The sequence below is a fragment of the Thermodesulfovibrio aggregans genome (assembly GCF_001514535.1).
Taxonomy (GTDB): Bacteria; Nitrospirota; Thermodesulfovibrionia; order Thermodesulfovibrionales; family Thermodesulfovibrionaceae; genus Thermodesulfovibrio; species Thermodesulfovibrio aggregans.
The window spans coordinates 92154-117852 of sequence record NZ_BCNO01000002.1 but is presented as its reverse complement, the minus strand read 5'-3'; the positions used below and the strand labels follow the sequence as shown (position 1 = coordinate 117852).

The following is a 25699-nucleotide window of genomic DNA, read 5'->3' as shown; positions in this document are numbered from 1 at the left end:
AAATGGCAATAACTGCTCAGATGGTAAAAGAACTCAGAGAAAAAACAGGTGCTGGAATGATGGAATGTAAAAAGGCACTTGAAGCTTCAGGTGGAGATTTTGATAAAGCAATTGAGTATTTAAGACAGAAAGGGCTTGCAACTGCTCAGAAAAAAGCATCCCGTGAAGCCAGAGAAGGAATCATAACTGCCTACATTCACATGGACAAAATCGGAGTAATGCTTGAACTAAATTGTGAAACTGATTTTGTCGCAAGAAATGAAGAATTCCGTCAGCTTGCAAAGGACATTGCAATGCACATAGCTGCATCAAACCCTCAGTACATAAGGAGAGAGGATGTGCCTGAGGATGTAATAAACAAAGAAAAAGAGATTTACAAAGCACAAATACCTGGTAATAAACCACCTCAGGTTATTGAAAAAATTATTGAAGGCAAGCTTGAAAAGTTTTTTGAAGATATGTGCCTTCTTGATCAACCTTTTATCAAAGAACCGGAAAGAAAAATAAAAGATATTATCAATGAAAAGATTGCAAAATTTGGTGAAAATATTGTAGTAAAAAGATTTGTAAGATTTCAGGTAGGACAGAGTGAATAAACCTATTTATAAAAGAATTCTACTTAAGCTTAGTGGCGAATCCCTTATGGGAGATAAAGGTTATGGTATTGATCCTTTTACTGTAAACTATATGGCAGATGAAATTAAAAAAGCCTATAAGCTTGGAGTAGAAATTGCTGTTGTAATTGGTGGGGGTAACATCTGGCGTGGCAGCGAGGCTCAGGCACAGGGAATTGAAAGAGCAACAGCAGACTACATGGGAATGCTTGCAACAGTAATCAATGCACTGGCTCTTCAAAATGCTCTTGAAAAACAGGATGTTGACACCCGCGTTCAATCTGCAATAGAGATGAGAGAGCTTGCTGAGCCTTACATAAGGAGAAAAGCCATAAGACATCTTGAAAAAGGTCGCGTGGTGATATTTGCTGCAGGCACTGGTAATCCATATTTTACCACTGATACAGCAGCAGCTCTCAGGGCAATTGAGATCGGTGCAGATGTTATCTTAAAAGGAACAAAGGTAGATGGTATCTACTCATCAGACCCTGTAAAAGACTCTAAGGCTAAGAAGTTTGATATACTTACTTATATGGATGTTATAAGGAATTCACTCAGAGTGATGGATTCTACTGCAATAACGCTTTGCATGGATAATAATCTTCCTATTATTGTTTTCAATATTCGCAAACCAGATAACTTAAAGAAAATAATTTTAGGTGAGAAAATAGGAAGTATTGTTTTAAAAGAGGTGAAAAATGATGCAGGAGTTCAAGAAGAAAGCTAATGAAAAAATGAATCAAACAGTGGAAGTGTTTAAAAAAGACCTTGCTTCATTTAGAACAGGTAGAGCTTCTCTTGCTCTTCTTGACAACATTAAAGTTGAGTACTATGGAAACATGGTCCCACTTAATCAGGTAGCAACACTTGGAGTCCCTGAACCAAGAATGATAACAATCCAGCCCTGGGAACAAAGAATGATAGGTGAGATAGAGAGAGCCATAATGAAATCTGATCTTGGACTTACACCAATCAATGATGGAAAAATGATTAAAATAGTCATCCCTCCTTTAACAGAAGAAAGGAGAAAGCAGCTTGTGAAAGTTGTTCGTAAGAGAGCTGAAGAAGCAAGGGTTGCCATCAGAAACATACGCAGGGATATAATTGAAGAGATTAAAAAAGCAGAAAAAGAAAAGAAATTAAGTGAAGATGACTCCCGCAGACTTCAGGAAGAAATACAGAAAATAACCAATTCCTTTATTGAAAAGGTTGACAAGGCTCTTGAACAGAAAGAGAAAGAAATCATGGAGGTTTAAATGAAAATTGATCAGGAAAGAAAAGATAGATTAAAAAAAATGCTCAACAAGATGAAGGAGCAGATTCTAAAGGAAGCTCGTGAAGAGATGAAAAAATTTCAAACTGGAGAAAAACGCCAGATTGTTGAGGCAGTAATGGATGATGCTGATTTAAGTGCCATTGATCTTTCAGAAGACATAAGCTTGAAACAGTTAAGCACACACAGAGATATTCTTAAAAAAATTGAGGAAGCTCTAAGAAAAATTGAAGAAGGTACTTATGGAATATGCGAGATGTGCGGAGATGAAATTCCTGAGGAAAGACTCAAAATTCTTCCATTTGCCATATACTGCAGAGACTGTCAGGAAAAAATTGAAATGATGGAAAAATTTGAAGGTGAGGAATCTCAGTAATATATTTCCTCCAAAAAAAGTCCATGGGGAGGGGCTGTCTGCATAGAAGATGGTCTTTCCCCTGAATTAAAAGCTTTTCGAATTGCATCAATACTCAGTTTTTCTCTGCCAACTTCTACAATGCATCCAACTATGTTTCTCACCATGTATCTTAAAAAACCATCTGCTTCTATCCTGAATTTGATAAAACTTCCATTTATTTGCATATCCATAAAACTTAGACTGTCAAGTTTTTGCATTGTAAAATCATAGACGGTTCTTACTCTATTTTTTACATCAGTACTACCTGAAAAAGCTGTAAAGTCTTTTGTCCCTTTAAATAAAGATAGAGCTTCATCTATCAAATCTAAATTAAGTTTTCTTGGATAATGCCACACATATCTTTGTATGAAACAGGAACACTCTTCATCAATGCATAAATAGTAGATGTAAGATTTTCTTTTTACTGAATATTGGGGATGAAAATGATCATCAACTTCTTCAAGATTGATTATCCTTATGTCTTTAGGCAGAAGAGAATTCAAGACTTTTTTAAGAACACTCAAAGATATTTTAAGATCAGCTTTAAATGAAGCAACCTGTGCAAGAGCATGCACACCTGCATCTGTTCTTCCAGCTCCACGAATTTTGATCGGCTTTTTAAGAATTTTGTAGAGAATCTCTTCAATTTTTCCCTGAATAGTTTGCCCCTTTTTCTGACTCTGCCATCCAAAGTAGTTGGTTCCATCATATTGAATTATCATTTTAATATGAGCCATAGTTTAAATTATAACATTCATAAAGGATACACGATAAAAAAGCGGGTTATGGTAAAATAAAAAACTAAACACTCTCTGGAGGTAAAATGAGCTATATAATTGTTACAGGAGGAGCAGGATTTATTGGTTCAAATGTAGTAAAAAGGCTTAATGAACTTGGTGAAGATAGGATCTTTATAGTGGATAACTTAAATACATCGGAAAAGTGGAAAAATCTTGTTGATCTCACCTTTGAAGACTACATTCATAAAGATGAGTTTATTGAGAAAATAGATGAATTTAAAATTTCCACCAGAGCTATAATTCATCTCGGAGCAAGAAGTAGCACCACTGAAAAAGACGTTGATTTTCTCATGAAAAACAACTATGAATATACTAAAAAACTGGCTACATGGTCTATACGAAATAATGTTAGATTTATATATGCATCAAGCGCAGCTACTTATGGAGATGGTTCCAAGGGATTTAACGATGACCATAGCTTAATTCCTCAGTTAAAACCACTTAATGCCTATGCATACTCTAAACAAATATTTGATCTATGGGCATTGAAAAATGGGGTTCTTGATAAAATCGTTGGCTTAAAATACTTCAATGTTTATGGTCCAGGAGAAGCTCATAAAGGTGATATGCGAAGCATGGTTTTGAAAGCATATGAGCAAATTAAAAGAGATGGGAAAATTAGGCTTTTTAAATCCTATAATCCTGCCTATAGAGACGGTGAACAAATGAGGGATTTCATATATGTTAAAGATGCTGTAGAGATGACTTTATTCTTTTTTGAAAAAACTGAGATAAATGGAATATTCAATATAGGAACAGGAATTCCCCGTTCATGGAACGATTTAGCAAAAGCTGTTTTTTCATCTCTCGGTATTACTCCTAAGATTGAATACATTGACATGCCAGAGGATATAAAAGGCAAGTATCAATATTTTACAAAGGCTGATATGGGTAAATTGAAAAAAGTTGGATATGATAAACCTACTTTTTCTCTTGAAAGAGGTGTAGAGGACTATATCATTAATTATCTTGAAAAATCTTGATTCATTGTCCAATTGATCTCATAAAAACATAAATTTTACAGAGTTTTTCAAGAAGTTCACAGACTAAAAATGCCTCTTCTATTGTAGAGCCAACACCAACAGCTCCATGCTTGGACAATAAAACAGCTTTTTTTTGAGCTAATGTCTTCACAGTTTCCTCTGCAAGCTCTTTTGTTCCTGAAGGAGCATACTTTGTAACACCTATCTCACCACCAAGAATTTCAATCTGTTCATCAAGAATCAGAGGGAGAGAAAAATTTAAAGCTGCAATTGTGCATGCAAAGGTAGAGTGAGTATGAATTATGGCGTTTACATCTTTTCTATTTTTGTATATTTCAATATGGAGCATCCTTTCAGAAGACGGTTCATTGCTACCTTCCACTAAATTTCCATCAAAATCAATGATCACGATATCCGATGCTTTAAGTTTACTGTAAGATTTTGATTTTGGGGTTATTGCAATAAGTTTTTCATTCAATCTCGTGCTGATATTTCCACTATATCCAGTAACAAGCCCTTTTCTGTAAATCTTTTTTGCTGCCCTGACAATTTGTTCTCTTTCTTTTTTCCATTGCATAGTTTTATTATAAACAATATAATAACTTTTTAAGGAGGAGATTTTTATGAAGTTTGTTGTGAAACTGCTTATTTTAGCATTTCTACTTATTCCTTGCACCAATAGCTACAGTCTTACAATTGATGAGCTTCTTAAGGAACTTGATGTCCCCCATTGGAGAGAAAAAATTTCAGATCCTGCTTTTGTTGAAAAGTTCAAAACTTCTGAAAGACTTTCAACAGTTATAGATCTTGCAAATGCAAGAGGTTATGACTGGAGATACAGAATTCGTGCCATAAGACTTCTTGGCAATATTGGAACTCCTCAGGCAAAAGAAGCTCTACTTCAGATGTTTCAGGATCCCTTTTTTCATCATGAATGTCCTTCGTTAAAATCTTATGTAGCTGATGCATTAGGTGATTGCGAGCCGAGCAGAAGACTTCTTGAAATTCTCAAAGAAGGATTGAAAGACGCTGAAATTCTTGTAAGGGAAGCTACTGCTAAATCATTAGGAAGACTTAAGATGAGAGAGGCAGTTGAATACTTAAAAGAAGCTTTTCTTATGGAAAAAGCTCTTGCCGTGAGGATAGCAATAGTTAATGCACTGAAATCAATTAACACACCTGAGGCAAAAGATTTTATAAAGAAAATAGCCTCTGACGGAAATCATAGAGAATTAATAGATGCTTTCGGAGGTTCTCTATAATCCTGATTTAATACGAGATTTTGAGCCAGATGATATTATTCAAATTTTAAAAGGCTGTTCAGAAATTCTGGCAAAAGAACCTGCTTTGGTTAAACTTTCCTCTCAGAATGGAGAATCTGTATTTGTAGGAGATACACATGGTGATTTTTCAACAACACAATACATAACTGGAAGATTTTTACAGAACTCAGATAAACAGTATCTCATATTTCTTGGAGACTACATTGACAGAGAACCGGAGCCAGCAGGTTCTGTTTGGAACATCGTCTATCTTTGTTTGCTTAAAATGAATTTCCCAGATAGAGTTTTTTTACTAAAAGGTAACCACGAAGCAGACTACGCAGTAAGATGCTTTCCATACGAATTTAGTGATGAACTTGTTGAGATTTTTGGGAGTATAGGAGTAAAACTACACGATCATGCTTTAAATGTTTTTAGACAGATGCCTCTCATGCTTCAGACAGCAAATGGAGTTATAGCTTCCCATAGTGGATTTCCTATGAGAGGGCAAGCAGTAGATGATAAATCTCGGGAAGATTTAATTATAGAAATTTTATGGGCAGATCCTGAAATCTCTCCAATCTTTAGAGGATTTGGAATTCCTAAATTTACTGAAGAGCAACTTATTGATTTCTTAAAATTGACAGGTGCCTCATGTTTTTTAAGGGCTCACGACTACAACTTAGCAGGCAGAGCCATATACTCAAACAGATGTATTACTGTCTTTACCTGCCGCAGATACGCTTCACGGGCAGGCATTATTGTTGCAAAAGTTGATCTATCAAAAAAAATTAAAGATGCTACTGATATAGTTTTAGAAGACCTTACTTTTTACCTTGATACATCGAAATAAATCTCTTTATGCTTCTGTCATAGGTAGCTTCCACCTCTGGAGTGAAATAACATGCAGGGAGTTCTCCCCTTTTTCTGTGATAATGTAAACATTCACAGCAGATTCCCTTTTTTTCACAGGGTTCATAACTGCAGGTACAGATTTTTTTGTTTCTCTCAACTTTGCATTCCATAAAACTTCCTCCTATCTTCTAACTCTAATACTCTGGAAATCAAAATTCCCCAAGCATTAATAATTTTAACAAAAATTAAATGCTATAATAAAATTAATGCTTGCCTGCGTAAAAACTCCCATTGGTTTTCTTGAGATTTTCTTTGATCAGAGTTTTGCAGTTAAAAAAATATCATTAGTAAGACCTAAAGAAATATTTATTCCAATAGCTGCATCAGAGTTTATTGAGCAGTTAATTGCATATTTTGAAGGCAAACTCTTAGAGTTTAACTACCCAATCAACATTCAAGGTCTATCTAACTTTGATAAAAAAGTTCTTGATTTAACTCGTAAAATTCCCTATGGACATACTGTTACCTATAAACTTATGGCTGAAAAAATTAATACATCACCAAGAGCTATTGGTCAGGCTTTAAGGCGGAATCCAATTCCAATTATAATTCCATGTCATAGAGTGATTAAATCTGACGGAACACAGGGTGGATACTCTCTTGGAATTGAAGTCAAAAAATGGCTCATAGAGCACGAAAGATCAGTATCTTTAGTGAAATCCTATCAGGAGATGCTATAATAAAAATTATGTTTAATAAATCTCAGGCATTCATATGGAATGGAAAAGAAAAGCAATTAAAGCCTGTTATTAGAATTCCTACACAAAAAATAGATGAACTCTACGGCATTGAAGAACAGAAAAAACTTCTTATTGAAAACACAAAGGCTTTTATTGAAGGTAAAAGAGTAAATAATGTTCTATTATGGGGTGAAAGAGGGACAGGTAAAACCACGCTAATAAAAAGTTTGCTTAACTATTTCAAGGACACTCCTCTTAGAATGATTCAAGTTTTAAAGAGTGATATCATCACAATTTCTTATCTTTATGACATTATTTACGAAAATCCTCAGTTCAGATGCATCATATTCATAGATGACCTTTCTTTTAATGAAAACGAAGAGGAGTTTAGAGACTTAAAACTGATAATGGATGGTGGGCTTGAGGAGTTCCCTGAAAATTCAGTAATTTATGCTACTTCAAACAGAAGAACTCTTATGCCAGCAGTATCTCAGTCTGACAATGAACTTTTCCCTGAGGATACTCTTCAGGAGCGTGCTTCCTTGATTGAGAGATTTGGATTGAGAATTGGATTTTATAGATTTTCGGAAGAGCAGTATCTTGAAATAGTAAAGCATTATGCCAGCAAGAATGGAATTAGTTTGTCCCAAAATGAATTAATAAAAAAAGCCCATGAATGGGCTTTGGTTCATGGAACAACAGGGAGATCAGCCTATCAGTTTGTGTTAAGCCTTCAAATTCCTTAGTGCAAGCTTATTCAGAGCATTAATATAAGCTTTTGCAGAGGCAACAATTATATCTGTGTCAGAACCATGTCCTCTCACAGTGTGCCCTCCTTCTTCAAGTATAACTGTTACCTCTCCAAGAGCATCTGTTCCACCGGTGATTGCTTTTATTTCAAATTTATTTAATTCAGCCTTTGAGCCAGTAAGTTCAGTAATTGCTTTATATACTGCATCAACAGGTCCATCACCTGAGGTGGTAATTTCTTTTTCTTCTCCGTTTATCTTCATTCTTACTGTAGCAGTTGGCTTTTTCTTTGTTCCACTTGCTATTTCAAGGTCTATTAATTGATACACTTCTGTAATTTTCAATACTTCATCGGAAACAAGTGCTTCAATGTCTTCGTTGAATATGTACTTTTTCTGATCAGCGAGCCTTTTAAATCTCTCAAAAGCTCTGTTTATTTCGTCTTCTGTGAGGCTAAAGCCAAGCTCTTCAAGTCTTTTCTTGAACGCATGTCGGCCCGAGTGTTTGCCAAGAACAATTTTTGAACTTGGAATTCCTATATCTTCAGGTCTCATGATTTCATAGGTTGTTCTTTCTTTTAGAACACCGTCCTGATGAATTCCTGCTTCATGCGCAAAGGCATTTGCTCCAACAATTGCTTTATTGGGCTGAACAACCATTCCTGTAATCTTGCTCACAAGTCTGCTTGTTCTGTAAAGCTCTTGAGTAACAATTCCTGTATCTGCTTTGAAAAAGTCTCCCCTAACTTTAAGTGCCATGACAATTTCCTCCAGCGCAGCATTTCCTGCTCTTTCACCAATTCCATTTATGGTGCACTCTACTTGCCCTGCGCCTTTTAGTATTGCCGTAAGGGAATTAGCAACAGCAAGACCGAGGTCATTATGACAGTGAACACTAATTGTAGCTTTGTCAATGTTTGGAACTTTGTTCATGAGATATTCAATAAGCTCTCCATATTCCTGAGGGATGGTGTAACCCACTGTGTCAGGTATGTTTACAGTAGTAGCACCTGCTTTTATTACTTCTTCAGTTACTTTACACAGATAATCCCAGTCAGAACGGGTAGCATCTTCAGCTGAAAACTCAACATCATCAGTGTACTGTCTTGCTTTCTTAACTGCTTTAACTGCTGCCTCAATTACCTGCTGACGGTCCATTCTAAGTTTGTATTTAAGATGAATATCTGATGTGGCAATAAATGTGTGAATTCTTCTCTGTTCTGCAGGCTTTAAAGCTTCTGCAGCCCTTTCAATATCTTCATCCCGTGCTCTGCAAAGCCCGGCAATGACTAAGCCTTTTACTTCCTTTGAAATTCTGTTTACTGCTTCAAAATCACCTGGTGAGGCAATTGGGAAACCTGCCTCTATTATGTCAACTCCAAGTTTTTTTAGCTGTTTTGCAACCTGAATTTTTTCTTCTACATTCATTGAAGCTCCGGGAGACTGCTCTCCATCTCTCAAAGTTGTATCAAATATCTTTATTCTTCTCATCTTCCACCTCAGTTTTTTGTTTTCTTTTTTTGATTAAAATTATTATATTTTCAATTATACCTGAAAAAACATAAACACTTACAAGTATGAATATTGCAAAATTTGGATGGATTACTATAAAGATTAATATGAGCATAAAAAATAAAAGTATCCAGAAAGGTTTTTTTTCTCTAAAATCAATCTCTTTAAGTCCATGAAATTTAAGATTGCTGACCATCAAAAGCGATAGAATGAAAGTAATTACAGGGAAAATTAAATCTCTATGGGGAACAAAATTTAGTATTTCCTGACAAAAAATAACTATAGCAGCAAGCATTGTGGCAGCTCCAGGTATTGGCAGTCCTTTAAATGATTTAGTAAAACCTACTTGAATGTTGAACCTTGCAAGTCTTAGAGCTCCGCAGGCAACAAATAAAAAGGCTATTGCAAAACCAACTCTTCCGAAATCTGACAACCCCCATTTGTAAATGAGAATTGCAGGAGCTATCCCAAAACTAACGAGATCTGATAGAGAATCAAGCTCAATACCAAAACGGGTAGTTGTTTTTGTAAGTCTTGCAACCAGTCCATCGAGTCCATCAAATATGTTAGCTAAGATTATCGCCCACGCGGAGTGAATGAATTTTCCATTTATAGCTGATATTATTGCATAAAAGCCTAAAAACATCCCACAAAGTGTAAGAGCATTTGGAAGAATGTAAACACCTTTTCTTGGTTTTCTATCCGGATCTTTTATTTTTCTTTTAGGTCTTATCATTTCTGCAATAATGCAATTACTGTCTGTCCTGCTCTAACTTTCTGTCCAACTTTTACCTGGATTTTAAAAGAAGAGGGTAGACATATATCTACCCGTGAACTAAATTTAATCATCCCCAATCTTTCACCTTTGCGGTAACTTTCTCTCTCTTTTAACCAGCATATTGCTCTTCTTGCAATAAAACCTGCAACCTGTCTTACAACAATTTGTCCATGGGGAGTTTCAAAAGTTATCTTTATATTTTCATTTTCTCTGTAAGCTCTCTCTTTAAATGCTGAAAAAAATTTGCCTGGTGTATGAATTATCTCTTTTACAATACCATCAAAGGGAACTCTATTTACATGAACATCAAGAGGTGACATAAAAATGCTAACTTCAGTATGATTTTGACTACATAGGCTACTATTTTGTCTTATTTCTATTACCTTGCCGTCTGCAGGAGAGACCACTGCATTAGGATCTAGTGGCGGAACTCTCTCAGGATCACGGAAAAAATAGAGAAAAAACAGACATATTACCAGACAGGCAATTGCAAGGGGTTCTAACCATAATAAGTAAAAAAATGAGCTTAAAAATAATGCTCCACCAACATATGGTATTACTTCTTTTCTTATCATGCCTTTGATTTATCCACTAATTTTGAAGTTTTAAGCCATGGCATCATAGCTCTTAATTTTTCTCCAACCTTTTCAATTGGATGTTCTTCGCCTTTTTTCGTAAGTGCATTAAAAGTGGGTTTTCCAACTCTGCATTCAAGTATCCATTCTTTTGCAAAGGTACCATTCTGAATTTCCTCAAGAATTTTTTTCATCTCAGCTTTTACAGAGCTGTTGATCACTCTTGGTCCTCTGGTGAGGTCTCCATACTGAGCAGTATTGCTTACTGAATAACGCATTAATGAGATTCCACCTTCGTAAATTAAGTCAGCAATAAGTTTTACTTCATGGAGACACTCAAAATAGGCAAGCTCAGGAGGATATCCTGCTTCAACAAGTGTTTCAAAGGCTGCTGTTATTAGAGCAGTCAACCCACCGCACAGAACAACCTGCTCACCAAAAAGGTCAGTTTCTGTTTCATCCTTAAAGGTTGTTTCAATAATTCCTGCTCTCCCACCACCAATGCCAACTGCATAAGCAAGGGCAACATCCTTTGTTATTCCTGAAGGATCCTGATAAACAGCCATAAGACATGGCACTCCCATTCCTTTTAAATACTCACTTCTTACAAGATGCCCCGGTCCTTTTGGAGCTACCATAAAAACATTTATATCATCTGAAGGGACAATCTGACCAAAGTGAATGTTAAAACCATGTGCAAAGGCAAGAAAAGCACCTTTTTTGATATTTGGTTCTATCTCTGTTTTATAAAGTTCGGGCTGAAGTTCATCAGGAGTGAGAATCATTATGATGTCTGCTATTTTTGATGCCTCTGAAACAGGCATTACTGTGAATCCTGCATTTTCAGCCTTTTGCCAACTTTTACCTTTTCTCAATCCGACAATAACATCAAATCCACTGTCTCTGAGATTATTAGCATGGGCATGTCCCTGGCTGCCGTATCCTATGATTGCAATTTTTTTACCTTTGAGTACATCTGTGTTTACATCAACATCGTAATAGATTTTCATTATTCCACCTCCGAACTAAAAATTTAAAAATTATAACACATAGATTAGTATGTTAGCTAATTTTTGAAAATCTTTAGATAGTCTATCTCAGATGTGAGAGGCATTTACTTTTTACAATTTTCATGGAAGGATTATCTCTGTTGGTGGAGGCGGCGGGAATCGAACCCGCGTCAACAGGTTGTAACCTATTGATTTTATTGCATTTTATTTTTGCTTCGGATAGACTTAAAAAATCCCTTATTGATTCCTTTGCTCCTTTGTAAATATCAATCCTCTCTTTATTCTGTAATAACCTTACCATTCTCCTTTTAGTTTTTTTATATCAAGGTTTATGTTCTCTCCTTTAACCTTCCAAATCAATTTTTTATTTCAGTTTTAACCTCGTCAGAAATTTTTTCTCTCTTAATAAAATCTAAGGCTTTATTGGAATACTGAATTATCCATTTCATAGATCCCCCACTTTTCTAAAACATGTCAATTTTAAGTCTGACTTTGGCGATATTTTATCTTTTTTTTCTCCATTTTCCTTGTTTGACAGGGTAAAACATAGTATAATTTATGCAAAATGAAATAAAATTAGTTATATAAATACCGAACAAAACTCAACCATAAGTAGGAGAATAGGATATGAATAACGGAAAGATTACACTTAGGCAACTTGAGACCCACCTATTTAAAGCTGCCGACATTTTAAGAGGCAAAATGGATGCCTCCGAATATAAAGAATACATCTTCGGTATGCTTTTTTTGAAGCGTATGTCAGATGTGTTTGAGGAAAAGAGAGAAAAACTTTTTGAAGAATTTAAAAACCAGGGATTTTCTGAAAAGCAAATAGAAGAACTTTTAGAAGATCAAACTACCTATGGCGATACCTTTTTCGTTCCAGAAAGAGCCCGATGGAAAAATATTTTGAGCTTAAAAGAAGATGTTGGCAATCAGCTAAATAAAGCACTTGCAGCTTTGGAAGAAGCAAACCCTGAACTTGATGGTGTTTTGAAACATATAGATTTCAATGCTGTGAAGGGTAAAACTCGCCTGAAAGACCAGCAACTTATCGACTTAATCCACCATTTTAATAAATACCGTTTAAGAAACGAGGATTTTGAATTTCCCGACCTTCTCGGAGCAGCTTATGAATACTTACTCAAAGAATTTGCCGACTCGGCAGGGAAAAAGGGCGGAGAATTTTATACTCCACCGCATGTGAAAACCTTAATGGTAAGACTTGTAAAACCCCAGGAAGGCATGAGAATTTACGACCCAACCGTCGGGTCTGGTGGTTTTTTAATTGAAGCAAGACAATATGTAGAGGAAAAAGGTCAAAATCCCAAGAATCTGGCTCTTTACGGACAGGAAAATAATGGAGTAACCTGGTCTATTTGCAAAATGAACATGATACTTCACGATATCCCGGATGCACATATTGAGAATGAGGATACACTTACCACACCAAAGTTTGTTGAGAAGGGTTACATTAGACAATTTGATAGGGTTTTAGCAAATCCGCCTTTTTCTCAAAACTATACAAAAGCAAATATGCAGTTCCCTGAAAGGTTTAAATATGGCTTTACGCCAGAGACTGGTAAAAAGGCAGATTTGATGTTCCTGCAGCATATGATTGCAAGCTTAAAACCAGATGGGATAATGGCAACTGTTATGCCCCATGGTGTTTTGTTTAGAGGCGGGCAGGAAAAAGTTATAAGAGAAGGTATAGTTAAAGATGACCTTATTCAGGCAATAATAGGATTACCACCAAAACTTTTCTATAATACAGGCATTCCTGCATGTATTGTTGTCATCAATAAAAGAAAGCCAGAGCATCTTAAAAACAAGATTTTATTTATCAACGCAGACAGAGAATATGGAGAAGGAAGAAATCAAAATTATTTAAGACCTGAGGATATTGAAAAGATTGTTACAGTGTTTGATAACAATTTAGAAATTCCAAAATATTCAAGGCTTGTAGATATCAAAGAAATAGAAGAAAACGATTTTAATTTAAATATTCGCAGATATGTGGATAATTCACCCGAGCCAGAAATAGAAAATGTCCATCACCACATAAACGGACACATACCAAAACAGGAGCTTGAGCTTTATAAACAACAGATGGAGAAGTTTAATCTTAAGGTGGATAACTTATTTACTGAAACAGATAATGAAAGCCTTGACTTTATAAGTGATATTGATGAAAAAAGCAAAATAAAGGAAATTATTGAAAATTACGCAGGTGTAAAAGAAACGTATGATAGACATTTCCATAAACTAAACGAATGGTGGGCTGATGTTGAAAAAGATATTGAGGCATTTCCTAAGAATAATAATCTCTGGAACTTCAGAGAGAAAGCCTTGAAAAGTTTAAAAGAGAAGTTACTGCCTTTAGGATTACTGGATGAATTTAAAATTGCTGGCGTATTTGTCAACTGGTGGGAAGATTTAAAGTATGATTTTAAAACTGTGGTTTCGTCTGGGTGGAGTAAAATGCTTATTGATGATGAGATGATTGAAAGGAAGTTTTTTGCAAAGGAGTTAGAAGAGATTGAAGAAATTGAAAGCAACATTGCACAGACAGAAGGTGAATTAAACGAAATTCTTGAAGAAGTGGAAGACTGGGATGAGGAAGAACAGGGACAAAAAACAGCAGGCAAAGTAAAAGAATTTTTAAAACAAATTATTAATGATTTATTATCAAGCAAGCAGGAAGCAGCAATTAAAGAAGCACAGAAGTGGCAAGATTTGATCAGAAAAATAGAGGAAAAAGACAAAGAATTGAAAAAAATAAACAAAGAACTAAAACAAAAACAACAAACACTTGAAGAAAGCGTAAAACAAAAAAGAGAAACATTGACCGAGGAAGAAGCAAAAGAGTTGCTTTTGGAAAAATTTAAAGAAACCCTAAAACAAGGGTTAGAAAAATACATAAACGCTGAAAAGAAAGAAGTTATAAAAATTTTTGAAAAGTTATGGGATAATTATAAAATTTCTTTAAATCAGCTGATAACAGAGAGAGATGAGGAGGTAAAAAAACTTAATGAATTTTTAAAACAACTGGGGTATGCAAATGAATGACAATATAAAAGTTCCAGAAGGGTGGAAAAGGGTAAGGTTGGGGGAGATTTTAAAGTATGAACAACCTACAAAATATCTAGTAAAAAATGAAAATTATGATAAAAATAGTGGTATCCCTGTTTTGACTCCAGGAAAAACTTTTATTTTAGGTTATACTGATGAAAAATTTGGAATATTTGAAAACTTGCCCGTAATTATTTTTGATGATTTTACAACTGAAAGTAAATATATCAATTTCCCTTTTAAATTAAAATCCTCTGCAATAAAAATACTAAATACAAAAAATGAAGAAAATAATTTATATGTAGCATATTGCATATTACAAATATTAAACTTTAAACCTGGAAGTGAGCATAAGCGATTTTGGATTTCGGAATTCTCAAAATTTCAAATCTCACTTCCTCCCCTCCCCGAACAGCAAAAAATTGCAGAAATCTTTGAAACTGTTGACAATGCCATAGAAAAAACTGAAAAAATCATAGAGAAATACAAACGTATAAAACAGGGCTTGATGCAGGATTTACTCACAAAAGGCATTGATGAAAATGGAAAAATACGAAGTGAGAAAACACATAAATTTAAAGATTCACCAATTGGAAGAATTCCAGAAGAGTGGGAAGTTGTGAGATTGGGGGAAGTTTGTAATGTTAAGAGAGGAGCTTCTCCAAGACCTATTGATGATCCAATTTACTTTACTCAAAAAGGAATAGGTAGAGCATGGATACGAATTGAAGATATTAAGGGAAAGTATTTATTAGAGACTAATCAATACCTTTCAAAAATAGGAGAGGAAAAAAGCGTAAAAGTAGAACCGAATGAAGTTATTATGAGCATATGTGCAACAATTGGGCGACCAACAATTGTTAAGATACATTCTTGTATACACGATGGTTTTGTGGCATTAAAAGATCTTTCTAATAGAATAATATCGGAATTTCTGTATTACTTACTTGAGCTTAAAGAAACAGAAATAAATTCTTTGGGTCAAATAGGAACACAAGGAAATTTAAACACAACAATAGTGAAAAAAATTCAAATCCCTCTCCCTCCCCTCCTCGAGCAACAGCGCATTGCTGAAATTCTTTCACAGATAGACAACACCATAGAAAAAGAAGAAGCCTACAAGCAAAAACTTGAGCGTATCAAAAAAGGTTTGATGGAAGATTTGCTTACAGGAAAGGTTAGGGTAAATAAATTAATTGAGGAAGAAGACAAAAAATGAAAAATAAAATACATCAAATTTTACAGGAACATAAAAATTATTTAGTGGAAAAATTTGGTGTAAGTGAGATAGCTCTCTTTGGCTCTTATGCAAGAGGAGAAGAGAGCAGTGAGAGTGATGTGGACATTAGCTGGAAAAGGCAGTAAATTTTCTTCTTGAAAAGGAGGATTAAAAAATGTATGCCAAACTTGACGAAGAACATTATGTAGAAAACCCGTTTCTTACACATCTTCAAAGGATTGGTTGGAAGATTTACAGGCAAAATAAAGATAATCCTGAGGATGTAAGAGAAATTATCAGCTTTGATAGTAATGGCGAACCTGTTTACGGTAATACTATAAAGTTTAGAGAAAGTTTTAGAGGAGTAATTCTTGAAGACGAACTTAAAGCATCTATTAAGAGAATAAATCAATGGATAGAAGATGACCAGATAAACGAAGTTGTGCGAAGAATAACAACACCACAGGCCAATTCTTTGCTTGAAGCCAACAGAGAAATCCACGATTTACTCTTAGAAAATACTTCTGTCTCGGAAAATAAAAAAACAGGGGAAAGAAGTCCAACAGTGAGATACATAGATTTTCAAAACCCAGAAAACAATTCTTTCATTGCCATTTCTCAATTTAAAGTGAACATTCCAGGCACTGAAAAACACATAATTCCCGATATAGTCCTTTTTGTCAACGGCATGCCTTTGGTTGTTGTAGAGTGCAAATCCCCAGCAATAGCAGACCCTGTAAATGAAGCCATAACTCAACTTATGAGATATGCAAACAGAAGAGGTATAAGAGAGGGAAATGAAAAACTTTTCTGGTATAACCTATTTATGATTGCTACATCCAATCAGGTGGCAAAATTAGGCACTATAACATCAGAATATGAGCATTTCAATGAATGGAAAGATCCATATCCTTATACACTTTCAGACATAAGTGAAAAAAGTATAGTTACAAGCCAGGAATTGCTGGTTCAAGGAACACTTACAAAAAGTAATTTACTGGATATACTTCGCATTTTTACTCTTTTTGTTGAAGATTCCAAAGGCACAGGTTTGATTAAAATCGCTCCAAGGTATCAACAATTCAGGACTGTAAAAAAAATAATCAACAAAATCAAGGGAGGGAAAACACCAGAAGAAAAAGGTGGTATAGTCTGGCATACACAGGGGTCAGGTAAATCTTTGACAATGATGCAAACTGTGAGAGCTATTTATCGGGATCCTGATCTAAGTGATTTTAAAATCGTCTTTATAACAGACAGGGAACAACTTGAAAAACAACTCAAAGAAACTTCAAAAAGTGTGGGTTACACTATTCACCACGCCGACAGCATTGAAAAATTGAAAGAATTTCTAAGAACAAATACGCCCGATTTAGTAATGGCAATGATACATAAATTTCAGGAAAGGGAGCTTGGAGAAGAATTTCCACTGCTTAACAACTCTGATAAAATTCTTGTAATGATAGATGAGGCTCACAGAACTCAATACAATATTTTAGGAGCCAATTTAAGAAAAGCTCTTCCAAACTCAATAAAAATAGCCTTTACCGGCACACCAATAGAAAAAACTGAGCTTACCTTTGGCGATTACATTGATAAGTATACTATAAGTCAATCTGTTAAGGATGGGGTAACAGTTGAAATTGTATACGAAGGAAGGACACATTCAGCAGAAATCTCCGACGAAGATGCTGCTAATGCAAAATTTGAAGATGTCTTCCACGCAGTTGATGAGAAACAAAAACGGCAGATTATGGGAAGATATACCTGGCGGGCTTATCTTGAAGATGCAAATGTAATAAGGGACAAGGCAAAAGATATGATAGAACACTATATAACCCATGTTTTCCCTAATGGTTTTAAAGCTCAGGTTGTTGCTGTATCAAGACTTGCAGCAATAAGGTATAAAGAAAAACTTGAGAATGCCCTTAAAGAAAAAATAGCAGAACTGGAAAAAAATAATCCCTATAATCTTGACATAGATACACTGAAAAGGCTTAAAGTAGCCGTTATAATATCCGGTGCACCCAACGATGACCCGCAAATTTATAAAAGAGAATATACAGATGTTAACGAACACGACAGAAATATAAAAAGTTTTAAGATGCCATTTGACAAAACCGACGAACAAAGTGGAATAAACGGAGATGTCAGTATAATTGTGGTAAACGAGATGCTTATTACAGGTTTTGATGCTCCAATAGAGCAGGTTCTGTACCTTGATAATGTCCTCAAAGAACATAGGCTTTTACAGGCAATTGCAAGGGTTAATAGAGTTTATAAAAATAAATACTGTGGCTTTGTGGTCGATTATGTTGGTGTTTTGAAACATTTAAAGGAAGCTCTTGCAATATACGCTGATGAGGATATTGAAGAGATAAGTCAGGTCGTTGTCAATAAAGCAAGGACTAAAGATGAACTTAGATATACACACAGTCAGATTGAAGATTTCTTCAAAAAATTTCAAATTGACAACTGGCGAGAAAATGTCGAAGAATGTATAGATTTACTGGTAGATGAAGAAATAAGAGATGAATTTATAAACGTTGTTCGTACATTCAATAGGGCACTGGACAAAGTTCTTCCCGATCCGGAAGCCTTAAAATATACAACAGACCTAAAAATTATCAACTTCATAAAAGAATCTGCAAGACAGAGATACAGAGATGATAAACTCAGCATAAAAGATGCGAGTAAAAAGATAAGAGAAATTGTAGAGGAATACTTAGTATCAAAAGGAATAGATCCAAAGATTCCGCCTATTCCACTGCTATCAGAGGATTTTATTCCGAAATCAAGGCAAAAGACCTCAAAAGCCAGAGCAGAAGAATTGGAATATGCGATAAGAGAACATATTGAAAAACACTTTGAGGAAGACCCTGAGTTATATGAGCGCTTTTCAGATAGATTGAAAAAGATACTTGAAGAATACAAAGAAAATTGGGACTTACTGGCTCAGGAATTAGAAAACCTGAGAGGTGAAATTAAAAAAGGAAGAGATGCCGAAAAAAACTTTGGATTTGATCCGAAAAAAGAAATGCCATTTTTTGGATTACTAAAACAGATGATCTTGGGTAAGGAGCCTATAGAAAATTATGATGAAAATCAAATTAATTTCCTGGTTACCCTAACACAGGACATTTTATCAATTATCAAAGGAGAAATAAACTCAGTTGATTTCTGGGAAAACTACTCAAAACAAAAAAGATTAAAGTCATTTATAATTGCTCATCTATTGAAACAAAGAGAACCATCTAAACAAACAAGAATAGGAAGTGTAGCAGAAGAGACACATCCATACCTTACCAAAAATGAGGTTAATCTGTTCAATAAAAGAAATGAAATAGCCCAAAGACTATTGGAACTTGCATATCACATTTATGGAGGTAACAATTAATCAATGACACTCAAAATTGACAAAATAATTCGCTCAAAAAGAAAAACCATAGCCCTTCAGGTAACTGACGATGCAACCCTAATAGTTAGGGCGCCCTTTGATGTTAGTGAAGAAACTATAAAAAAAGTTGTCACAAAACACATAAGGTGGATAGAAAAAAAGAAAAATGAAGTGCTCACCAGAGACCCACATTTTGCCAAAAAAGAGTTTGTAAATGGAGAGGGATTTCTCTATCTTGGAAAATCATACCAATTGTACATAGTTAATGAGCAGGATACACCACTGAAGTTTAATAATGGTTTCTTTCTCTTGAGAGATTATCAGCCAATGGCAAGGCAGTTACTTATCAGCTGGTATAAAGAAAGAGCCTATGAAAAAATCTCGGAACGGGTCCAATGGTACGCTCAAAAAAGAGGATTTACATATAATAAAATCTCTATTACGAATGCAAATGTAAGATGGGGTTCTTGCTCTCACAGAGGTAACTTAAATTTTTCCTGGCGACTAATAATGGCTCCTCTATCGGTCATTGACTATGTTGTTGTCCATGAACTTGCTCATCTTGAACAAAAAAATCATTCAAAAGCTTTTTGGAATATAGTAAAAATGCTAATGCCAAATTATGAAAATTCAAGGGATTGGTTAAAAAACAATGGATATCTTTTAAGACTATAATAAATGAAATATTAAAAAAAGTACTATTTATGAAACCAAGCTTTAGTTATAAAACTCAAATTCTATTCGTTTTAAAATCACTCTGTGCTCCTCTGTGGTTTATAATTTTTTTCACCACGGAGAACACGGGGGGACACGGAGATGGGAGAAAAAATGTGTAAGGAGGAAAGATAGAATGCAAGTTATGAAAATATTAAATAAACAAAAATTGAAAAGAAACTTATCGAAGAATGTAATTTTTCAGTGAGAATTTTCAGGACATATAATGCTATGTTTTTTAAGTTTTTACGTATTAAGAGTAATACAGAGGAAGTTAACAGAGGATAACGGCAGAGCAAGCTATTGAGGAACTTGACAGAGTAAGAGCGATAAAGATAAGGACGGAAAAAACAGAGGTTTATGCAAGGACAGCTGCAGAGAGAGTAATCAGATATTGAGAGCCTTAGGAGTAAAAATCCCGCCAGTAATCCTCAAAGAAGTTGTAGTGGAGTAAACAGGACAGGTGCGCCCTAACATATTGAAAATAAAGGATTTTAAATTTTTAACTGTCAAAGTCGGGGATACATCCACATTGAGAAAACAAAAAACTCAGAAAGAAGAGACATTCCAATGGACGATACTTTACTGTCTTTGTTCAGAACGCTTTTTACAGAAAGAAAGATTGATGTTGATTATGTTTTTGTGAATCCTCTAACAAATACAAGATACTATGATGTAAAAAGAAGCTTTAATCATGTTTTAAGAAAGGCTGACATTAAAGACTTCCACTTCCACGACTTAAGACACACCTTTGCAAGCCAGCTTGTTATGAACGGAGTTGACCTTACAACTGTTAAAGAACTCTTGGGACACAAAGACATTAAGATGACCTTAAGATACTCACACCTTGCACCAGAACATAAATCCAGAGCTGTAAGCTGTCTCAGCCGCATTTTTTCAACATCAAAAAAAATAAGTGACACAAAAACTGACACAGTAACCAATTTTTAGGATTGTGCTATGTGGTGGAAACCCTTGATTTTACTTAATGGACGGTGGGGGAGTCGAACCCCCGACCTCCAGAGTGCGATTCTGGCGCTCTCCCAACTGAGCTAACCGCCCGATTTGTTTTATAATATAATTTTATCACATTTTAAGGAGGTCGGGATGAACTGGCAAGAAATTAAAAAAACTGCAAGAGAAAAACTCAAGCCTTACTGTCGTGTATGTCCTGTATGTAACGGTATTGCCTGTGCAGGAGAAGTGCCAGGGATGGGAGGAGTTGGAACTGGTTCTTCTTTTAAAGCTAATGTGGAAGCCTTAAATAGAATTAAGCTAAATCTTTCAACTATTCATGATGTTAAAGAGCCTGAGACAGCAATTGAAATTTTTGGGCAGAATCTTTCTCTTCCTGTAATGGCAGCTCCAATAACTGGCACAACATACAACATGGGAGGAGCTATTACCGAGGAGGTTTACTGTGAGGAAGTAATTGCAGGCTCACTTATGGCAGGAACGATTGGATGGACCGGTGACGGAGCAGATCCGACAATGTATGGAAGTGGAATTAGTGCAATTAAGAAAAACAATGGTAAAGGAGTTCCTATAATTAAACCACGGGCACAGGAGGAGATAATAAAGAGAATTAGGCAGGCAGAGGATGCTGGAGCAATAGCTGTGGGAGTTGATATTGACGGCGCAGGTTTGATTACGATGGCACTCAAGGGGCAGCCAGTAAGCCCAAAGTCTCCAAAGGAGATAGAAGAGCTTGTTAAGGCAACAGAACTTCCCTTTATTTTAAAAGGAATTATGACCCTTAAAGAAGCTGAGATAGCATACAACCTTGGTGTTAAAGCAATTGTTGTGTCAAATCACGGTGGAAGAATTCTTGACCATACCCCGGGTGTTGCAGATGTTTTGCCTGAGATTACTGAGAAACTTAAGGGTAAGATAACAATTATTGCCGATGGGGGAGTTCGTTCAGGTGTTGATGTTCTTAAACTTCTCGCTTTAGGCGCAGATGCTGTGCTTATTGGAAGACCTGTTGTGGTTGCTGTTTTTGGCGGTGGAAGAGATGGACTTAAGCTTTATTTTGAAAACATAAAGAACGAACTTAAACAGGCGATGCTTCTTACTGGTGTTGCCTCAGTCAAGAGCGTTCCGAAAACTATTTTAAGGTTCTAACTTAATTCTGCTCAGGCATACTGCCTGAGCAGCTATCCCTTCACCTCTTCCTACAAATCCAATTCCTTCGCCAGTTTTAGCTTTAATGTTTACATTTAATCCAAGTTTCTGTAAGTTTTCTATCATTTTTGGAATATAGGGACTTAGTTTTGGTTTTTCTGCAAAGACTGTGCAATCAATCCAGAGTGGTTCAATTTTTTGCTCTTTTACAAACTTTAAAGCTTTTTCAAGTAAAACAAGGCTTGAAATATCTTTATACTGAGGATCCGAATCGGGAAAATGCATTCCTATATCACCTGCTCCTGCAGCCCCCATTAATGCATCAATTATTGCATGAATGAGTACATCAGCATCTGAGTGTCCTGCGAGGCCTTTTTCATAGGGTATTTCAACTCCACCAATGATAAGTTTTCTTCCTGAGACAAGCCTGTGGCTGTCATATCCAATACCAACTCTTATGTTGTAAATACTGTTAATATTTAGATATGATTCCATCTTTTCAATATCCTGTTTTGTGGTTATTTTAATGTTTTTTTCATCTCCTTCAACTGTACAGACTTTACCACCGTATCTTTCTATCAGGAATGCATCATCTGTTCCGTAAACACCCTCATCGTAAGCTTTTTTATAGGCTTCCATGATTTTTTTATACCAAAATGCTTGCGGTGTTTGCACTGCTCTGAGAATTTCTCTATTAAGAGTACCACCAATTATGTTCCCTCTTTTTATCCATTTAACTGTATCAGATATTTTTGTAACTGGCACTACTCCGTCAATATTTGGATCAAGAGAATAATAAACTCTTTCTACTAACTCTTTACTTACAAGAGGACGGGCTGCATCATGAATTAAAACAATATCTGTATTATGAGAAATTGATTTTAAAGCATTGTAAACAGAGTCCTGTCTTTCTTTTCCCCCTTCTATGATTTCTCTAACTTTTTTAATGTTGAATTTTTTTAAGTATCCGTATGCTTTTTCAAATGCTTCTTTTCTTGTTACAATCCAGATATCATTGATAAATTCTAGATTTTCAAATATCTGTAAAGCCCATATAAAAAGAGGTTTACCATTGACTTCAAAAAAAACTTTCTCTGATGAACCAAATCTTTTCCCTATGCCTGCTGCAACTATTATGGCGCTACACTTCATCTTGAATTTCGTCAGAGGAATCTTTAATTTTTGGTTTTCCAAATATCATTCTTCCTGTTGATGTTTGCAAAACACTATGAATCACTACATCTATGCTTTTTCCAATGTATTGTCTCCCTTCCTCAACTACTACCATTGTTCCATCATCAAGATAACCAACTCCCTGATCAGGCTCTTTTCCCTCTTTAACTATAAAAAGTTTTAAAACCTCACCAGGGAGCACAGGAGGTCTCATTACCTGAGCAAGTTCATTTATATTTAACACAGGCACACCTCTTAATTGGGCGATTTTTATAAGATTTAAATCATTTGTAATAAGGGTACCCCTAAGGGTTCTTGTAATTTCAACAAGTTTTGTATCAACGTCTTTTATCTCTGGGATGTCTTTTTCTATGATGTCAAATTTTATTTTTTCTGCCTTTTTTATTTTTTGAAGTATATCAAGTGCTCTTTTGCCTTTAGCTCTTCTAAGAGGATCCGGTGAGTCGGCAATATATTGGATTTCTCTTAGAACAAATCTTGGAATCAATATTGTTCCTTTTATAAAACCTAGTTCTACAAGATCAGCAATTCTACCATCAATAAGAACATTGGTATCAAGAATTTTTGGCTCTTCCCATATAACCTCTTTTTTAATTATCCATAAAATATCTGCAATTTTAGTTGTTTTAGCTTGTTTTAGACCAAGAAGTGCACCAGCATATCCAAAGCCAGTGATAATGCTGAAGGCAAGAAACTGAAGATAGGAAAGTGAGATTTCTCGGGACATCGAGTCCCTCGGAATGACAGAATAATTGGATAAAATTAGTAGAGGTATGCTTAGAAGAAATCCCGTGAGAATTCCTAAAAAAAGTCCTGAAATTCCGAATAAAATTTGAGAACTTTTCATTTTTCTAAGTTTCAGGTAGATAAAAATGAATAAAAGAAGGCTACAAAACAAGACAATTATGCTTTTTATAAAAGGATTGATGAAGGTTGAAGTCTCTAAATGAACAAAACTTCCTATAAACAGAGTTATCAAAAAAAGAAAAATTAACAGGCTCATGATCCCAAAATCACATAAAATTTTTTGCCACCTCTGTTTATCAAAACCAGAATATCAGGTCTTGAGATTTTCTGTACTGCTTTTTGAAAATCGGACACAGACATTATTCTCTGCCTTTCAATTTCCATTATTAAATCCCCTTTTTTAAGTCCTGTATTTTCAGCAGGTGAACCTGGTTCAATTTTGTAGACCACAACACCTCTGTCATCAGGATCAGCTCCAATTTGTTTTGCCATAGATGGATCAAGATCTACTACTGATAGTCCCTTAAGAGGGTTTTCAGCTTTTCCTGTTGATTTTTTTAAAATTTTAAGTTCTTGAACAGGTTCTGAAGGAAGTTGAGCAATTGTTAAAGAGGTTGTATAAATTTGTCCCTCTCTAAAAAATTTTAAATTCATAATTGAACCAATTTTGCTTTGAGCTACAAGATTTCTGAGTATAGCGCTCTCTGTTATCTTCTTACCATCATACTCAAGAATAATGTCACCTCTTCTTAGTCCTGCTTTATAAGCGGGTGATTGTTTCGTTACATCAGTAATTATTACTCCATATGATTCTTTTAGATCAAATCTTTCTGCAAGCTCTGCTGTTAAGTCCTGAACCATTATTCCTATCCATCCTCTTATTACTTTGCCCTCTTTTATTAAGCTATCTTTTATTATGCGAGCCATATTGCTTGGAACAGCAAAACCTATCCCTTGATATCCACCTGTTCTTGAAAATATTGCTGTGTTTATTCCTATAATCTCTCCTTTTATGTTTACAAGAGGACCTCCTGAGTTTCCAGGATTAATGGCTGCATCTGTTTGAATAAAATCTTCGTAATCAGCTATTCCTACATCTGCCCTTCCTGTAGCACTTATAATTCCCATTGTAACTGTGTGAGTTAATCCATAGGGATTGCCTATGGCAAGAACAAAATCTCCTACTTGAAGATTGTCTGAATTTCCCCATGAAGCTACAGGTAAATCTTTTGCATCTATTTTAATTACTGCAAGATCTGTTTTTGGATCAGCACCTACCAGAGAAGCTCTAAAAGCTCTTCTGTCATAAAGAGTTACCTTTATCTCTTCTGCTTGTTCAATAACATGATAGTTTGTAAGAATATATCCATCAGGAGAAACAATGACACCTGAGCCCATGCTTGTTTCTTTCCATTTTTTACCCTGAGAATTTCCATAGGGTGGTAAAAATTCAAAAAGATCTTCAAGTGTTGGAGGGTTCTGTACTGTTCTTGTTGTAGAGATATTTACAACTGAAGGAGAAACTGTCTTCACTATTTCAGCAAAACTTTTAACAGGTTCAGCAATATCTCTGTAAATAGGGATAGAGTGTCTTGGAGTAGTTTTCAGATAAAATATTGTTATTCCTGTTAGACAACCAAAGAGAAAAGCTAAAATAATTAGAGCAACTTTTCTTTTTGTCATT

Annotated in this window: 25 protein-coding genes, 1 tRNA gene and 1 pseudogene; 16 read left to right on the top strand and 11 right to left on the bottom strand. The window is 35.2% G+C overall.

Annotated features, from left to right (window positions below):
• Positions 1 to 2 precede the first annotated feature (2 nt).
• The 4 genes from tsf to TAGGR_RS11090 are packed head-to-tail and all read left to right on the top strand — an operon-like array spanning position 3 to position 2263.
• Positions 3 to 596, top strand: a complete 594-nt coding sequence (gene tsf, locus TAGGR_RS07060; protein ID WP_059176666.1) for a translation elongation factor Ts — start codon at positions 3 to 5, stop codon at positions 594 to 596.
• The gene (gene pyrH / locus TAGGR_RS07055) at positions 589 to 1341 is read left to right on the top strand and encodes a UMP kinase (RefSeq protein WP_082673609.1); all 753 of its coding nucleotides are present in this window, start codon (positions 589 to 591) and stop codon (positions 1339 to 1341) included. The genes tsf and pyrH overlap by 8 nt, the downstream gene beginning before the upstream one ends.
• Positions 1313 to 1870, top strand: a complete 558-nt coding sequence (gene frr, locus TAGGR_RS07050; protein WP_059176665.1) for a ribosome recycling factor — start codon at positions 1313 to 1315, stop codon at positions 1868 to 1870. Before pyrH ends, frr begins: the two co-directional genes overlap by 29 nt.
• A complete protein-coding gene (locus TAGGR_RS11090) occupies positions 1871 to 2263 on the top strand; it encodes a TraR/DksA family transcriptional regulator (RefSeq protein ID WP_059176664.1) in 393 nt (130 codons plus the stop codon).
• Here TAGGR_RS11090 and truA read toward each other — a convergent pair.
• Entirely contained in the window at positions 2257 to 3021 is a 765-nt protein-coding gene (truA, locus tag TAGGR_RS07040; protein ID WP_059176663.1) for a tRNA pseudouridine(38-40) synthase TruA, read from the bottom strand. The genes TAGGR_RS11090 and truA overlap by 7 nt on opposite strands.
• Positions 3022 to 3107: 86 nt before the next feature.
• On the opposite strand from truA, the gene rfaD reads away from it, so the two are divergent.
• On the top strand, positions 3108 to 4067 hold the full coding sequence (gene rfaD, locus TAGGR_RS07035; protein WP_059176662.1) for an ADP-glyceromanno-heptose 6-epimerase: 960 nt from the start codon (positions 3108 to 3110) through the stop codon (positions 4065 to 4067).
• Between the two features lies 1 nt (position 4068).
• Here the strand turns inward: rfaD and TAGGR_RS07030 are convergent, their stop codons facing one another.
• Positions 4069 to 4644, bottom strand: coding sequence for a class II aldolase/adducin family protein (locus tag TAGGR_RS07030; RefSeq protein WP_059176661.1), 576 nt, complete (start codon positions 4642 to 4644; stop codon positions 4069 to 4071).
• A 46-nt stretch (positions 4645 to 4690) separates the two neighbouring features.
• On the opposite strand from TAGGR_RS07030, the gene TAGGR_RS07025 reads away from it, so the two are divergent.
• Together TAGGR_RS07025 and TAGGR_RS07020 are read left to right on the top strand one after the other, a co-directional pair.
• The gene (locus TAGGR_RS07025; protein WP_059176660.1) at positions 4691 to 5329 is read left to right on the top strand and encodes a HEAT repeat domain-containing protein; all 639 of its coding nucleotides are present in this window, start codon (positions 4691 to 4693) and stop codon (positions 5327 to 5329) included.
• Positions 5307 to 6182, top strand: coding sequence for a metallophosphoesterase family protein (locus tag TAGGR_RS07020; RefSeq protein ID WP_059176659.1), 876 nt, complete (start codon positions 5307 to 5309; stop codon positions 6180 to 6182). Before TAGGR_RS07025 ends, TAGGR_RS07020 begins: the two co-directional genes overlap by 23 nt.
• Here the strand turns inward: TAGGR_RS07020 and TAGGR_RS07015 are convergent.
• Positions 6154 to 6354, bottom strand: coding sequence for a DUF6485 family protein (locus tag TAGGR_RS07015; protein WP_059176658.1), 201 nt, complete (start codon positions 6352 to 6354; stop codon positions 6154 to 6156). The two genes, TAGGR_RS07020 and TAGGR_RS07015, sit on opposite strands and share 29 nt — an antisense overlap.
• A 96-nt stretch (positions 6355 to 6450) precedes the next feature.
• Here TAGGR_RS07015 and TAGGR_RS07010 point away from each other — a divergent pair, with 96 nt between their 5' ends.
• Both TAGGR_RS07010 and TAGGR_RS07005 read left to right on the top strand, forming a co-directional pair.
• Positions 6451 to 6924: a methylated-DNA--[protein]-cysteine S-methyltransferase gene (locus tag TAGGR_RS07010; protein WP_059176657.1), complete on the top strand. Its 474-nt coding sequence runs from the start codon at positions 6451 to 6453 to the stop codon at positions 6922 to 6924.
• On the top strand, positions 6864 to 7670 hold the full coding sequence (locus TAGGR_RS07005) for an ATP-binding protein (RefSeq protein WP_236698923.1): 807 nt from the start codon (positions 6864 to 6866) through the stop codon (positions 7668 to 7670). Before TAGGR_RS07010 ends, TAGGR_RS07005 begins: the two co-directional genes overlap by 61 nt.
• On the opposite strand, the gene TAGGR_RS07000 is transcribed toward TAGGR_RS07005, so the two are convergent.
• Genes TAGGR_RS07000 through ilvC form a run of 4 tightly spaced genes read right to left on the bottom strand, consistent with a single transcriptional unit; the run spans position 7650 to position 11548 of the window.
• The gene (locus TAGGR_RS07000) at positions 7650 to 9164 is read right to left on the bottom strand and encodes a 2-isopropylmalate synthase (protein WP_059176656.1); all 1515 of its coding nucleotides are present in this window, start codon (positions 9162 to 9164) and stop codon (positions 7650 to 7652) included. The two genes, TAGGR_RS07005 and TAGGR_RS07000, sit on opposite strands and share 21 nt — an antisense overlap.
• Positions 9142 to 9921: a CDP-diacylglycerol--serine O-phosphatidyltransferase gene (gene pssA, locus TAGGR_RS06995; protein WP_059176655.1), complete on the bottom strand. Its 780-nt coding sequence runs from the start codon at positions 9919 to 9921 to the stop codon at positions 9142 to 9144. The genes TAGGR_RS07000 and pssA overlap by 23 nt, the downstream gene beginning before the upstream one ends.
• Positions 9918 to 10538, bottom strand: a complete 621-nt coding sequence (locus TAGGR_RS06990) for a phosphatidylserine decarboxylase family protein (RefSeq protein ID WP_059176654.1) — start codon at positions 10536 to 10538, stop codon at positions 9918 to 9920. Before TAGGR_RS06990 ends, pssA begins: the two co-directional genes overlap by 4 nt.
• Positions 10535 to 11548: a ketol-acid reductoisomerase gene (ilvC, locus tag TAGGR_RS06985; protein WP_059176653.1), complete on the bottom strand. Its 1014-nt coding sequence runs from the start codon at positions 11546 to 11548 to the stop codon at positions 10535 to 10537. Before ilvC ends, TAGGR_RS06990 begins: the two co-directional genes overlap by 4 nt.
• A 627-nt stretch (positions 11549 to 12175) precedes the next feature.
• On the opposite strand from ilvC, the gene TAGGR_RS06975 reads away from it, so the two are divergent.
• The 6 genes and pseudogenes from TAGGR_RS06975 to TAGGR_RS06950 all read left to right on the top strand — a co-directional run bounded on the left by TAGGR_RS06975 (position 12176) and on the right by TAGGR_RS06950 (position 20901).
• The gene (locus TAGGR_RS06975) at positions 12176 to 14617 is read left to right on the top strand and encodes a type I restriction-modification system subunit M (protein ID WP_059176651.1); all 2442 of its coding nucleotides are present in this window, start codon (positions 12176 to 12178) and stop codon (positions 14615 to 14617) included.
• A complete protein-coding gene (locus TAGGR_RS06970) occupies positions 14610 to 15839 on the top strand; it encodes a restriction endonuclease subunit S (RefSeq protein ID WP_059176650.1) in 1230 nt (409 codons plus the stop codon). Before TAGGR_RS06975 ends, TAGGR_RS06970 begins: the two co-directional genes overlap by 8 nt.
• Positions 15836 to 15967, top strand: a pseudogene (locus TAGGR_RS06965) (nucleotidyltransferase family protein); the annotation flags it as partial. The gene TAGGR_RS06970 and the pseudogene TAGGR_RS06965, both read left to right, overlap by 4 nt.
• 47 nt (positions 15968 to 16014) lie before the next feature.
• Positions 16015 to 19236 (top strand): type I restriction endonuclease subunit R, encoded by a 3222-nt coding sequence (locus TAGGR_RS06960; protein WP_059176649.1) that lies wholly within the window; start codon positions 16015 to 16017, stop codon positions 19234 to 19236.
• Between the two features lie 3 nt (positions 19237 to 19239).
• The gene (locus TAGGR_RS06955; RefSeq protein WP_059176648.1) at positions 19240 to 19911 is read left to right on the top strand and encodes a M48 family metallopeptidase; all 672 of its coding nucleotides are present in this window, start codon (positions 19240 to 19242) and stop codon (positions 19909 to 19911) included.
• Positions 19912 to 20448: 537 nt separating this feature from the next.
• Positions 20449 to 20901 carry a site-specific integrase gene (locus TAGGR_RS06950; protein WP_082673606.1) on the top strand — a complete coding sequence of 151 codons (453 nt, stop codon included), beginning with the start codon at positions 20449 to 20451 and terminating at the stop codon, positions 20899 to 20901.
• Positions 20902 to 20939: 38 nt separating this feature from the next.
• Here TAGGR_RS06950 and TAGGR_RS06945 read toward each other — a convergent pair.
• A tRNA-Ala gene (locus tag TAGGR_RS06945) sits at positions 20940 to 21012 on the bottom strand.
• Between the two features lie 45 nt (positions 21013 to 21057).
• Between TAGGR_RS06945 and TAGGR_RS06940 the strand changes: the two genes are divergently transcribed.
• Positions 21058 to 22074, top strand: a complete 1017-nt coding sequence (locus tag TAGGR_RS06940) for an alpha-hydroxy-acid oxidizing protein (RefSeq protein WP_059176646.1) — start codon at positions 21058 to 21060, stop codon at positions 22072 to 22074.
• On the opposite strand, the gene ispD is transcribed toward TAGGR_RS06940, so the two are convergent.
• The 3 genes from ispD to TAGGR_RS06925 all read right to left on the bottom strand — a co-directional run bounded on the left by ispD (position 22063) and on the right by TAGGR_RS06925 (position 25698).
• Positions 22063 to 23226: a 2-C-methyl-D-erythritol 4-phosphate cytidylyltransferase gene (ispD, locus tag TAGGR_RS11020; protein WP_153000494.1), complete on the bottom strand. Its 1164-nt coding sequence runs from the start codon at positions 23224 to 23226 to the stop codon at positions 22063 to 22065. The two genes, TAGGR_RS06940 and ispD, sit on opposite strands and share 12 nt — an antisense overlap.
• The gene (locus tag TAGGR_RS06930) at positions 23216 to 23995 is read right to left on the bottom strand and encodes a PIN/TRAM domain-containing protein (protein ID WP_161936194.1); all 780 of its coding nucleotides are present in this window, start codon (positions 23993 to 23995) and stop codon (positions 23216 to 23218) included. The genes ispD and TAGGR_RS06930 overlap by 11 nt, the downstream gene beginning before the upstream one ends.
• Positions 23996 to 24267: 272 nt before the next feature.
• Positions 24268 to 25698 (bottom strand): DegQ family serine endoprotease, encoded by a 1431-nt coding sequence (locus TAGGR_RS06925; protein ID WP_059176643.1) that lies wholly within the window; start codon positions 25696 to 25698, stop codon positions 24268 to 24270.
• Between the last annotated feature and the right edge of the window lies 1 nt (position 25699).

Bases quoted from the DNA above. Each gene is read 5' to 3' on its own strand.
- pssA (WP_059176655.1), bottom strand. From the start codon at position 9,921: ATGATAAGACCTAAAAGAAAAATAAAAGATCCGGATAGAAAACCAAGA.
- TAGGR_RS06955 (WP_059176648.1), top strand. From the start codon at position 19,240: ATGACACTCAAAATTGACAAAATAATTCGCTCAAAAAGAAAAACCATA.
- TAGGR_RS07015 (WP_059176658.1), bottom strand. From the start codon at position 6,354: ATGGAATGCAAAGTTGAGAGAAACAAAAAAATCTGTACCTGCAGTTAT.
- TAGGR_RS06925 (WP_059176643.1), bottom strand. From the start codon at position 25,698: ATGACAAAAAGAAAAGTTGCTCTAATTATTTTAGCTTTTCTCTTTGGT.
- TAGGR_RS07030 (WP_059176661.1), bottom strand. From the start codon at position 4,644: ATGCAATGGAAAAAAGAAAGAGAACAAATTGTCAGGGCAGCAAAAAAG.
- frr (WP_059176665.1), top strand. From the start codon at position 1,313: ATGATGCAGGAGTTCAAGAAGAAAGCTAATGAAAAAATGAATCAAACA.
- truA (WP_059176663.1), bottom strand. From the start codon at position 3,021: ATGGCTCATATTAAAATGATAATTCAATATGATGGAACCAACTACTTT.
- TAGGR_RS07025 (WP_059176660.1), top strand. From the start codon at position 4,691: ATGAAGTTTGTTGTGAAACTGCTTATTTTAGCATTTCTACTTATTCCT.
- TAGGR_RS07010 (WP_059176657.1), top strand. From the start codon at position 6,451: ATGCTTGCCTGCGTAAAAACTCCCATTGGTTTTCTTGAGATTTTCTTT.
- tsf (WP_059176666.1), top strand. From the start codon at position 3: ATGGCAATAACTGCTCAGATGGTAAAAGAACTCAGAGAAAAAACAGGT.
- TAGGR_RS06990 (WP_059176654.1), bottom strand. From the start codon at position 10,538: ATGATAAGAAAAGAAGTAATACCATATGTTGGTGGAGCATTATTTTTA.
- TAGGR_RS11090 (WP_059176664.1), top strand. From the start codon at position 1,871: ATGAAAATTGATCAGGAAAGAAAAGATAGATTAAAAAAAATGCTCAAC.
- TAGGR_RS06970 (WP_059176650.1), top strand. From the start codon at position 14,610: ATGAATGACAATATAAAAGTTCCAGAAGGGTGGAAAAGGGTAAGGTTG.
- TAGGR_RS06960 (WP_059176649.1), top strand. From the start codon at position 16,015: ATGTATGCCAAACTTGACGAAGAACATTATGTAGAAAACCCGTTTCTT.
- TAGGR_RS06940 (WP_059176646.1), top strand. From the start codon at position 21,058: ATGAACTGGCAAGAAATTAAAAAAACTGCAAGAGAAAAACTCAAGCCT.
- ilvC (WP_059176653.1), bottom strand. From the start codon at position 11,548: ATGAAAATCTATTACGATGTTGATGTAAACACAGATGTACTCAAAGGT.
- ispD (WP_153000494.1), bottom strand. From the start codon at position 23,226: ATGAAGTGTAGCGCCATAATAGTTGCAGCAGGCATAGGGAAAAGATTT.
- TAGGR_RS07005 (WP_236698923.1), top strand. From the start codon at position 6,864: ATGGCTCATAGAGCACGAAAGATCAGTATCTTTAGTGAAATCCTATCA.
- TAGGR_RS06975 (WP_059176651.1), top strand. From the start codon at position 12,176: ATGAATAACGGAAAGATTACACTTAGGCAACTTGAGACCCACCTATTT.
- TAGGR_RS07020 (WP_059176659.1), top strand. From the start codon at position 5,307: ATGCTTTCGGAGGTTCTCTATAATCCTGATTTAATACGAGATTTTGAG.
- rfaD (WP_059176662.1), top strand. From the start codon at position 3,108: ATGAGCTATATAATTGTTACAGGAGGAGCAGGATTTATTGGTTCAAAT.
- TAGGR_RS07000 (WP_059176656.1), bottom strand. From the start codon at position 9,164: ATGAGAAGAATAAAGATATTTGATACAACTTTGAGAGATGGAGAGCAG.
- TAGGR_RS06930 (WP_161936194.1), bottom strand. From the start codon at position 23,995: ATGTCCCGAGAAATCTCACTTTCCTATCTTCAGTTTCTTGCCTTCAGC.